Origin of the sequence: Frigoribacterium sp. PvP032 (assembly GCF_017833035.1) — a bacterium.
Lineage (GTDB): Bacteria > Actinomycetota > Actinomycetes > Actinomycetales > Microbacteriaceae > Frigoribacterium.
The window spans coordinates 251,525-262,907 of sequence record NZ_JAFIBM010000001.1; the positions used below are offsets into that span (position 1 = coordinate 251,525).

The 11,383-nt window shown below is 67.6% G+C and carries 4 protein-coding genes; 2 read left to right on the plus strand and 2 right to left on the minus strand.

Going from position 1 to position 11,383, the window contains the following annotated elements; all coding sequences use genetic code 11:
• The first annotated feature begins 1,303 nt into the window (after positions 1-1,303).
• The gene (locus JOE35_RS01190) at positions 1,304-3,655 is read left to right on the plus strand and encodes a glycoside hydrolase domain-containing protein (RefSeq protein WP_209559452.1); all 2,352 of its coding nucleotides are present in this window, start codon (positions 1,304-1,306) and stop codon (positions 3,653-3,655) included.
• Positions 3,656-5,424: 1,769 nt separating this feature from the next.
• Here the strand turns inward: JOE35_RS01190 and JOE35_RS01195 are convergent.
• Positions 5,425-7,023: an ATP-binding cassette domain-containing protein gene (locus tag JOE35_RS01195; protein WP_209559453.1), complete on the minus strand. Its 1,599-nt coding sequence runs from the start codon at positions 7,021-7,023 to the stop codon at positions 5,425-5,427.
• Between the two features lie 567 nt (positions 7,024-7,590).
• Between JOE35_RS01195 and JOE35_RS01200 the strand changes: the two genes are divergently transcribed.
• Complete coding sequence (locus tag JOE35_RS01200) at positions 7,591-10,683, plus strand: hypothetical protein (RefSeq protein WP_209559454.1); 3,093 nt, start codon at positions 7,591-7,593, stop codon at positions 10,681-10,683.
• A gap of 42 nt (positions 10,684-10,725) precedes the next feature.
• On the opposite strand, the gene JOE35_RS01205 is transcribed toward JOE35_RS01200, so the two are convergent.
• Positions 10,726-11,352: a TetR/AcrR family transcriptional regulator gene (locus JOE35_RS01205; RefSeq protein WP_209559455.1), complete on the minus strand. Its 627-nt coding sequence runs from the start codon at positions 11,350-11,352 to the stop codon at positions 10,726-10,728.
• Between the last annotated feature and the right edge of the window lie 31 nt (positions 11,353-11,383).

Here is an 11,383-nt window from a genome sequence, read left to right on the forward strand (position 1 = left end):
CCTTCTGGGTCCCGTTCGTCCGCGGCACAGTACCTCGGCCTTCAGGCGAACAGAAGGTGTGACGTCGGCAAGAGGAATTGGTCAGACTTGCATGCCAAACGGATCGCCCCTAGCTTCAGACGCAGCTGGGGCAGTCGCGCCCCGCACATTTGGGGGATGTTTTGGGGAAGAGCTCTGCTGAAGGCAATCAGCGCGCGAACGGCCGGCGTGCCGAAGGATGTGACCCTGCTGGTGCCCTCTCGCGGAGAAGTGTTCTCAGTGCTGGTGGCGTTCTAGCCGCCACTTATATGGTCACTGGCTCGCCTGTTCCCGCTTTCGCTTCACCGCCCGCCGGCGCGATAGCCGCCAACGATCCACAGCCCATTACGGTTGCCATTCGTGCGATAGAACGCAAGGTATTCGGATCAGACTTCAGCACGGCCGTGTCGCACTCAGATGTCCTGGCCTTCTCGGTATCTGGTGACGCAACCTATCTCGATCGGGCCCAGGTGTCTATCCTTTTCGACCCTGCCGCATCGACCTGGAACGGAGCGCCAGCGACGCTTTACCTGCAGACGCGGATGCAAGTTGCCGACGTCGCCCTAGCGCAGGTGGGACCGCTCCAAGAGATAACCTTCTCCCTGCCGTCCTTCGAACATGACGCCGGCTTGGCCACCTTGGAAATTTCTATCCCGCTCCGTTTCATCGCTGAATATCCGAATGACGCCGTAGAAAATATTGCGCCTACTCAGGTGACCGTGAGCCCCAGGAATCTCCCTCTGAGCCCCGTGCGGGCAGCCGCCGCTTCGCCTCAAGTCCTCGGAAATGGCCTCGCGTGGGGCGTCTCAGTCGTTGCGGCCTGGACGACACTTGGTCAAGTCTCGTCCGCGCAGGGGTCCACTTACGCCTATCCGAGCTTCATCCGGCTAACTCCGAGCGGCCCGGGAGCCATCCCCACCGGTACGTCTCTGGGCCTTCGGTGGGACCCCTTCGTTTTGGATGACTTAGTGGTGGCAAGCGCCACCTTCGACGATGACGGAACAGCCTTGGCGGTCAGAACAGTCTTGACCGAGGCGGGGTCACTGGAGTGCCACCTCGATGGGGCTATCGCACCATCTCGTACGGCATCCCTCACTCTCCAAGCATCCCCGCGGTCTAGGCCGCGCATTGGGGATTCAGTGACTTACGCCCGCGTCGACCTGGTCTCGCCCGCAGCTTTCGCTTCCATGCAGCGGCGAACCGGCCTGGAGGAAGCAGTCTCTGTGACCTCCTCTGGCACACCACGGTTCAGCAGCGCTGCATCAGGTAAGAACTAGGAGGACTCATGGCTGACATCTGGGTAGCTAACGCACAAACGTGGATTAACAACACTTACGGAAATGTGTCGGGCATTGCCACTGTGACGGTTGATGGGTCGTCGGGCTGGCAAACGATGTATGCCCTTACTAGGGCGCTGCAGTACGAGTTGGGCATCACTGCCCTCTCCGATAACTTTGGAGCCGGAACGACCTCAGCATTCCAGCAAAAGGTCCGCGTCATTTCTTCGACCACCACAAGCCGAATCGTAGGAATCCTGCAGTGCGCGCTTTGGTGCAAGGGCTACGCAGGGGGCACCTCGTTTGGTCAATGGAGCGAGACGGTTGGCGCTTCCGTCTCTACCGTCAGAAGCAACCTGGGCCTCTCCGCCGCTTCGACCGTCGACGCCAAGCTTATGAAGTCGCTTCTGACCATGGACGCCTATACGGTCGTCAACGGTGGCTCGGCGCGCGTCCGATCAGGGCAGCAGTGGCTCAACAGTATGTATTCGACCCGAGCCGATTTCTCGCTCATCCCGTGCGATGGCCTCTACACGAGAGACGTACAGCGCGGCATCGTCTACGCCATCCAGTACGAATCAGGCATGGTGGACGGTACGGCCAACGGCAACTTCGGGCCCGGCACGCAACAAGGCCTCAAGTCCTACGGCAATCTGACCTCCGGAGCAACCGACGGGACACGCAAGTTTGTTTCGTTGTTCCAAATTGCTCTCGCAGTGAACGGCTACGACGTCGAACGAAGCGGAACCTTCGCCGCCGCAACAAGGACATCCACCCTGGACTTTCAACGATTCATGGAGCTGTCCGCTTCAGGGGCGGCAAACTTCGACACCTGGGCGGCATTGCTTGTCAGCTCGGGCAACGTCGAGCGAAGCGTCACTGGTATGGACACCAGCACAGAGATAACCCAAGCTCGGGCCGACCAACTCTGGAACCTCGGCTACCGAGTAGTCGGGCGTTACTTGACGGTTACGGGTAAGGGGCTCTTTCTCGGAGAACTGGACCGCATCCTCAACAAGGGATTCAAATTCTTCCCCATTTTCCAGAACTTCAACAATGGCCCTCAGTACTTCTACTTTTCCGCCGGGCTCGACCACGGTACCCAGGCGGCTCGGCGCCTAAGGCAGTTCGCCTTTCCGGCGGGCACCACAGTCTTCTTCTCTGTCGACTACGACGCCATCGACGCCGAAATAGATTCCCTCATCAAGCCCTACTTCGAAGGAATCCGAGCTGGGCTCGCCACGTCAAGGCGGGTCAACTACAAGGTTGGCATTTACGCCACTCGCAACGTCTCCGCTCGAATGTCCCAACTCGGCTTGGCAGATGAGATCTGGGTAAGCGGCATGTCCACCGGATTCAGCGGCAACCTCGGATTCCCGATGCCAGCCAGTTGGAGCTACACCCAGGTCGTCGAACTTCACGACATCAACATCGACAAGAACGTTGTCTCGTCCCGCGCAAAGCCCCTATCCCGAAGTGAAGTCCCTTCGACTCCAGACGACACCAACCTGTCAAGGACTTTCTGGTGGAGCCTCGTCGCCCAGGAGCTGCTGGCCGAGCAAGCCATCGGCCTTCGTCCCGTTGTCCCGAGCGCTCTGGCCGGGGAATACGTTCTCTTCTTCCTCATGAGCCGCTCCTACACGGGAGCCATGTGGGAGAACTACCTCTGGTTCCCAGAGCGCCTAGCTACCTCTGCGACTCGCGACGCCGTCGCACTTACGCGGGGGTCCTACATGCAGACCGCCGGCAATGTAGTGGACCTCTCGGGAGCTTACGTGGGCGGTGTTCCCGCAGACGGGGGAGCCTCGAGCCTCGAGCACATGGCAGCCACAGCTCAAAGCGTCAACTACTACGGCGACCACGCTAATTCCGGAAAGGTCGACATGGGCGACCTAGGCGGATGGGCTCTTGATTTTGTCCAGCTGTGGGCTAACGCCAGATACAGGGCTGCCGACGTCTCCTTGGCAAGCTACGTGACCACCAACCTCGGGGGGAACACCGAAGCCACCGGATTCTCGCTAGGAGACGTCATCGCTGATGCCGATGGGTGGCTCCTTGGAAGCCGCCTCAGGAGCGGACTTCCGTTCGGCGAAGCGGTGCGGCAGACACTCGTCATCGGTAGCGATTGGCGCCTCCGGGTGCGAGCCTTCTTGCAAGGCCGGTTCGGCGCGACGGCGACCTCAACACAGCTATTGGAAACGAATATTAGGGACGTGTTTACGTCAAGTTGGCCGACCACGTTGGTACCCCGAGAGCTTTTCCTCAGGGGTGCTGATCTCCCGACCGCGTCTCAACTCAATGAGTTCGCCACAGCCGCCGTCAATCGCTACCTGGTCCTCGCTGGCCTAAAGGCCAGCTGAAGCTGTGACTTCTACTCGAACCCAAGCAGTTCCGCCTCGAGCACTTGGCCATGTTCTCGGTGCCATTCTCGTGGTCGCCGCCGCACCGGCGCAGTATCTGCTTTTCACATTTACTTTCACTGCAGTAGCTCCGCTTTCTCGCGACAATGGGCCAGACTTCCTGACCGGGGAGCAGGTCTCTCAGTACGTCGTGATCGTCGCAGTTCTAGGAGTCGTGTATCTGGTTCCCTCATGGTTTACCAGGCGCGATGCCGCATATTTCCCGCTCTGGGCTCTCGTAGCGACCCTGTCGGTGTGGGTCGTCGGATTGCTCCTTCTGGCGTGGCTGCTGCTGGTGACATCGGGCTCGCCGGAACTCGTGGGCTTCCGAGCAATCGCATATTCCGTAGCCAGATACGGAGCTTCGATTCCTCTTCTCATTCTTCCCATCGCATTGTTGGTGCTTGCCACCAGATTGAAGGGGAGAACTATGCAGCTACCGAGTCTGATTTTGACCGTGATCGCTTTCGTTCTTGTCTCGAGTTCACCTATCGGAGCCCTGTTGCTGGCCAGGACATACAGCTAAACGAGGCTCACATGAGGGCTAGCGTCGTCTTGAAGGCCCAAATCCTCTTCACGCATTTGCTATGCCTCGATGGCTAGGGACCATAGGGGTGCCCGCGCGAGAATCACTTGGGTTCTTATGAAGGGCGGCAGCGATACAGCGTGTTCCAGTGAGCTGGCGGCTTCCACGGACAACCTCCTCGACGCGGGAAGCTTGTTCAGCGATTTCTTCCTGCTGAGTCAAGGCGGCTGCCACAGCGTGAGGCGCAGCAACGTAGGCCTGGACCATCCGACGTCACAAAGGTCCGGCCTGTCGGTCGCTCGGGAACGGCGGCAGTGATCGGAACGGTGCCTTCGCGTCTCCAGAACAGCTCCCTGAGGCCACGCCGCCGTATTTCTTCTCAACTCAACTGTGTTTGCAAGCTTTTCTGGACCAGGCGTTTGCAAGCCTGGTCGGTAGGCGGGGTTTCTTAGACCAAGTAATTGCTCAGCGACACGTGTTGTCGTCTGCAACTCAGTTTTAGAGATGCTGCCCAGATCGTCATTGACCGGCTGCTGGCAACCGGGCGCAGACGGCGGACCTAGTTCGGGCACCGCCAGGCCCGCGACGATCGTGCGCCTACAGGCCGCGTGGATGTCCCCAAACGACGCCCCTGTGCCGAGATGAGCGTCGGGGTGCCCCTCGCTTCTCGTCGGATAGGCCACGGCCATGAGGACCGATGATGTGGGCCGTTGCTACAGGGCCGAGGGCGACGAATCAGAGTGTCACGGGACGCAGCTAACGTCAGGGGAGGTGGTGCGCCACCCGCCGAACCCAAGTTGGGCTTGGCGGTTGGTTCTATTGCTGTGATGATGAGGAGCCCAAACCTGAGAAAGGCGCGTTTTGTGACTGCTGGAGACCTAATTGCTGCTTACGCGTATGAAGTCACGCCTCAACAACAGGCCCCATTCGCTGGTGGATTGATTCCAGTCACCGATGCGCTTCAGGATGCTGTTGAGTCGCTAAGAATGCCGTCAAGATCTCTGTTCTAGTTGGACCTACGTTGCCGCATTTCCGCGCTGAGAACGGGCAGTTGAACCGCCGTAAGGAACTTGAGGCGTTCTCCTCAGTTGGGTGATAGCTTCACGCACACGGGTGCGTGGGCCGCCGAGCCACTTAACGAGTTCATGATCGTTCAGGCGCTCACCCGGCTCGGAGGTGCCGTCGACACGTCGTCCTGGCCGCGTCAATCTAGGGCCACGCGGGCGTGCAGCCCCAGCCGGTCGAGGAACCTCTCGTCGTGGCTGACGACCACGAGGCCGCCGCGCCAGGCCGCGAGCACCTCGACGAGGTGGTCGGTCGTCGCCATGTCGAGGTCGTTCGTCGGCTCGTCGAGCACGAGCAGCTGGGGGACCGGGTCGGCGAGCACCAGGCCCGCGAGGGCCACGCGGAAACGTTCTCCTCCGGAGAGTGTGGCCGTCGTCCGGTCGACGACCGATCCACGGACGCGGAGACGCGCGAGGGCGTTGCGCAGCTCACGGTCGGGCACGGCGGGAGCGCGGGCGACGTGCTCGAGGACGGTGTCGTCGTCGTCGAGCAGCCCGTCGCGGCGCTGGGGCAGCCAGGCGACCCGTTCGGTGAACGACGTCGCCCCCGTGTCGGCCAGGGGGTGCGGCCTCGCGCCGGGAGCACCGACGAGCTGCTCGAGCAGCGTCGTCTTGCCCGTGCCGTTCGCGCCGACGACCGCGATCCGCTCCGGCCCCTGCAGCACGGTCGTCCTGCCCCGCACGGTCAGCTCCGCGAGGCGTCGCCCCGCCGGGATCGCCGGATCGGGCAGGTCGACCCGGACGGTGTCGTCGTCCCTCACCGCTCGTGAGGCGACGTCGACCTGGTCCCTGGCCCGCGCCTCCGCGTCCCCGTGCCCCGAGCGCAGCCGGCCCGCCGTCGCCTCCGCCTTGTTCCTCCGCGCGTGGGCGATGATCGCAGGCATCGACTCCGCCGATCGTCGCCCGGCGCGCGCCCGCCGGGCGATCGTCGTCTCGGCCTCAATGCGCTGGCGCCGTTCGGCGCGCAGCAGCTGATCGGCGTCGCGCAGGTCGCGCTCGGCCGCCGACCGCTCGACGGCCAGGCGCTGCTCGAAGTCGGACCAGGTCCCGCCCGAGGTGCGGATCGAGCCGTCGTGCAGCTCGGCGATCTCGTCGACGTGCTCGAGGAGCTCGCGGTCGTGGCTCACGACGACGAGCGTTCCGCGCCAATGATCGACCAGGTCGAGCAGCAGCCCGCGCGACCGCAGGTCGAGGTCGTTCGTCGGCTCGTCGAGCACGGCGACGGGCCGGTCGCGCAGCCGCACGCCGGTGACGGCGGTGAGGACAGCCTGCCCGCCCGACAGGGTCGCGACCGGACGGAGCAGGTCTCCGGTGTCGAGGTCGAGCCCGACCTCGCTGAGGGCGGCGACGGCCCGGCCCTCGAGGTCCCAGTCGTCGCCGAGGGCGTCGAAGTGCCGCGGGTCGGGGTCGCCGCCGAGGATCGCGTGCAGGGCGTCGAGCCTCGGTCGGATGCCGAGCAGGTCGGCGACGGTGTCGTCCGGACCGCACCGGAGGCGCTGCGGCAGCACGTCGACCGGTCCGGTCGTCGAGACCCTCCCGCCGGTGGGGGCGAGATCGCCCGTGACGAGGCGGACGAGCGTCGACTTGCCGGCGCCGTTGGCCCCGACGAGGCCGGTACGTCCCCGCCCGAAGGCCGTGGTGACCCGGTCGAGGACGACGGCCCCGTCGGGCCAGGCGAACGAGCAGTCCGTGAGGACGACGGACGGTGAGGGCGTGGTGGTGCTGAGGGTGGAGGGCACGGTGCTCCCGGGGGTGATGTCGGCGCACGACACCACCGCGCTCACGGCCGGAGGCGGGGGAGCGTCGGCCTCGCCCGGGTCAGCGGGCGGGCACGGGCGGAGTCAGTGCGAGGGCAGCTGCTGCGTCGTGGACGCAGTACCGGTGCTGGTGCGCAATGGGCCGTCTTCCGTGCGGGGAGCCCCCGTGTCCGCGAGCCGTCCGGTCGGCCGGTGAGGTGGCCGCACCGACGTCGCGGCTCGCGACGAGGTACGCGCCGATGCTAGGCGCAGGGTGCGGAGCGGCGCAAGGGCGTGGTTCCTGGCGCGAGGGCGACGAAGCGAGTGCCCAGCTCGGCCGCGACGGCGCCGTCGTCGATCCTCATCAGGTCGGCGGAGACGGGGTCCGCCGCCGCCCGCGCGAGCAGCCCCGACCGCAGCGAGAACCACTCCCTGTCGTCGGGCAGCGAGTCTCGGGAGGACGTCCCGGGACGCGCGCGGACGCGCGTTCTACCCGTGCTACCTTCACTGGACCTGGGAGCACGACCGACGCACGGACGCGACGGCAGAGGATCCCGCCGGAGGATCCGCATGAACACGTCGTCACCCCGTCCTGCGCGCCTTCGCGCCCTCGTCGCGGTCCTCGCCGCCGCCTCCGTCGTCGGCAGCGTCCTCGTCGGCGCTCCGGATCCCGCCCGCGCCGCGGACACCACCGGCACGATCCACGGCAGCATCAGCTTCGACGGCGCCCCCGCCCCGGCGGCGGGGTCGATCGTGGTGACCCTCACCGAGGTGAACCGCGGCTGGACCACGACCGTCCGGGCCGACGCCGCGGGGGAGTGGACCGCGCGCGGTCTGCAGATGACCTCGGCGAGCGGCCTGTACAAGGTCGGGTACGAGGACACCTCGCGTGTCTTCGCCCCGGTCTGGTGGAACGGCGCGGGGGCGGTCGACCCGTGGGCGCTCTCGTACGGCGCCGCCTGGCCTGTCCGCGTGACGCCCGAGGACCCGGACGCCACGGCCGACGTGGACCTCCCCGCCGGGGCGTTCCTCTCCGGACGGGTGGTGCGGGCGACTCCTGCTGCCCCGCCGGCGCCGGGGACCGTCCCTCCGTTGCGTGTCCGAGAGTTCACGGTGTCGTACGACACCTACTTCCGCGCCTACCCCGAGGGTCCGGACAGCCCTTACTACAGCTTCCAGCGCGACACGGCTGACGACGGCACCTTCACCCTGGGGCCCCTCCCGCCCGTCGGCTACCGCATCGCCGCCCAGGGCGGGTTCGTCGGGGGCGACCGGAGCGACCCCAACCGCCCGGTCGTCCTGCACCTCGCCCCCGGTGAACACCGGGACACGGGCACGACGACGACGTGGGCGCGCGCCGCGATCACAGCGAAGACAGCGTGCGCCTCCTGCGACGACGTCGAGTTCGACCTTGTCTCGGCGGCAGGGACCAGGATCCCGCCGTCCAGCTTCCAGGCCGCCTCGGGCGCCATCTGGTCGGTGCTCCCCGACACGGTGCACCTCGAGGCGAACCGACGAGGTGCCGACGGCAGGACCACCCGGTTCTGGTCGGGTCCCGGGGTCACGGTCGTGGAGGGACAGGCCGTCGCCATCCCCGCCGAGTACGGGGGCACCAAGGCCGGCGACCTCGTGAGGACCCCTGGCTCGCCGGTGGTGCGCGTGGTGGTGGGCGACGAGCGCTTCGTGCCCCTCGCCTCCTTCGGCCCTGCCGTCGACGTGGGCCTCGGGCGGTCGGTGCGGACCGTGAGCTCGGAGGCGTTCTTCGAGACGCGGTCCGGCGAGGAGCCGACGCCTCCGCTCACGCAGCGCATCGACTGCGGCGACGAGACCTTCTTCGCCGGCTCGGGAGCGGCCTGGCCCGTCGCCCGGTCGCTGGTCGCCGGCCTGCCCGCCACGGTGCTCCGGGCCGACGACGCTCTCTGCTCGGCTCTTCCCCGCGGCACGGGGACCACGACCCGGGCGCTCTTCGTCAAGTCCGCGTCGGACCCGACGATCTGGCAGCTCGACGCCGCCGGGGCCAAGCACGCCGTCAAGGCGCTGTCCACCGTGACGCAGCTCAGCGCACCGGGGGAGGCGCGCTGGCTCGTCGTCGACCCGGGCTTCCTCGCGTCGCGACCGACCGGGTCGGACGTCCTGCCCGCCGGGTCGCTCGTCAAGACGGCCTCCTCGCCCCGGGTCTACTTCTCCGACGGCCAGGGCGGACTCGTGCCCCTCGTCTCCTTCGGCCAGATCTCGGCCATGGGCCTCCCCACGACCTTCACCACCGTCCCCGACTCGGTGGTGGCCGCCTCCACCGTCGCGAGCGCTCCGCTGACGGCCGTCGTCCGGTGCGGATCGCGCAGCTACGTCGCCGGGTCGCAGACGCTCACCCCGGTCGCCGCGGAGCTGGTCGCCGGGCTGACGGCCACCGTCCTGCCGGAGCCCACGTGCGCGGCCCTGCCGCGCGCCGCCTCGGGCCTCGACACGGCGCTGTTCGTGAAGACCGCCGGGTCGCCGGCCCTGTGGCTGGTCGACTCGACGGGCGCCAAGCGGGCGGTGTCCGCCATGAGCACGGTCACCCAGCGGAGCGCCCCGGCGGCGGCGCGGTGGCTCGTCGTCGAGGACGGCTTCGTGGCGGGCCTGCGCGTCGGTGCCGAGGTGCTGCCGGCCGGCGCCCTCGTCAAGGGCGCGTCGTCCCCGGTCGTGTACTGGGCGGACGGCGCGGACGGTCTCGTCCCCCTGCCGTCGTTCGCGGTCGCGGCCGACTGGGGCTCCACCTCCTGGCGGGTCGTTCCCGACGCCGTGGTCGCCGGCTCGACGATCGCTGCGGGACCCTTGGCCAACGTGGTGCGCTGCGGGACGGCGGCCGATGCCCCGGCCCTGCTCGCGGGCAGCGGGGCCTTCTGGCCGGTGAGCCCCCGCGTCGTCGCGGGACTGCCGTCGACGACGGTCCCGTCGTCGACGTGTGCCGTGCTGCCCCGGGCGGCCGGCAGCTTCGACGCGGGCGTCGTCGTCGGGACGCGCACGAGCCCCGTCCTGTGGTCGATCGACGCCCGGGGCACGAAGCACGCCCTGCTCGACATGCGCTCGGTCGCGCAGCTCGGAGGGGGCAGGTGGGCCGTCGTCGACGCCGGCTTCGTCTCGTCGCTCCCCACGGGAGCGGACGTGCTGCCGCCCGCGTCGCTGGTCAAGACCGCCTCGGGGCCCGCCGTCTTCGTGAGCGACGGGCTCGGCGGCCTCGTGCCCCTCGCCTCCTTCGACACGGCCTCCGACCTGGGGATCCCCCTCGCCCTCCGGACGGTGGCGGACGAGGTCGTCTCGGGATCGACGATCGCCGCCGCCCCTCTCGCCCAGGTGGTGCGGTGCGGGGCAGGCGGCGAGCTGGCCCTCGGCGGCTCGGGCGGTCTGTCCCGGGTGCCTGCCGCGCTCGTCGCCGGGCTGCCCGTCACCGAGCTCCCGGCGTCGACCTGCGCCGTGCTGCCGCGCACGACGCCCATGAACAGGGCGCTGCTCGTGAAGAGCCGGGTCGACCCCGTCATCTGGTCGGTGGACGCAGGAGGCGTCAAGCACGCCGTGAAGGACGGCGCGGCCCTGGCCCGGACGACCAGCCCGGACGCCCCGGTCTGGGTCGCCGTCTCGACCGGTTTCCTGCAGTCGCGGCCGACGGGGGCGCCCGTCGTCTGACCGTCTCGGGCAGCTCGTGGCCCGCGGGGGCCGCGGTGAGCCCTAGTGCGCGGCCGACTCGACCGTCAGCCCGCGGATTACCGCCGTCACGGCGACGACCTGCGTCCGCACGCCGTCGGGATCGACGGCCGCCTGGCCGACCGCGCCCACGTGGGCGGCGACCACGGCCTTCGCCAGGAGGGCCGGCTCGACGACGGGCTCGCGTCCGTGGACGGCGGCGAGGGCGACGAAGCGAGCGCCCAGCTCGGCCGCGACGGCGCCGTCGTCGATCCTCATCAGGTCGGCGAAGACGGGGTCCGCCGCTGCGCGCGCGAGCAGCACCGACCGCAACGAGAACCACTCCCTGCTGTCGGGCAGCGAGTCCAGGAGGTGGCCCACCGCCTCCTCGAGGGAGCCCTGCCGCCCCTCACCTGACGTCTGTGCCTCGAGAGCGGCCCAGAGGCGGTGCCAAACGCGGCCCGCCTGCTCCTCGTGCAGCGCGAGGTAGAGCTGGTCGACGCCGGTGAAGTTCGAGTAGAAGGCCCCGCGGGTGAAGCCCGCCCGCGCACAGAGGGACTCGACGCTCTGGCTGATCGTGCCGCTCTCCTCGAACAGGCCGGCCGCGGCCGCCAGGAGGCGACGCCGGGTGTCGGTCCGTCGCCGCACCGAGGGGGTTTCTGCGTCGCTCACGGGACGAGCCTATGCGCCCCGGCCCGCACCT

What these genes read in the sequence shown, in the direction of transcription:
- JOE35_RS01190 (WP_209559452.1), top strand. Translation starts at nt 1,304, where the DNA reads ATGGCTGACATCTGGGTAGCTAACGCACAAACGTGGATTAACAACACT.
- JOE35_RS01200 (WP_209559454.1), top strand. Translation starts at nt 7,591, where the DNA reads ATGAACACGTCGTCACCCCGTCCTGCGCGCCTTCGCGCCCTCGTCGCG.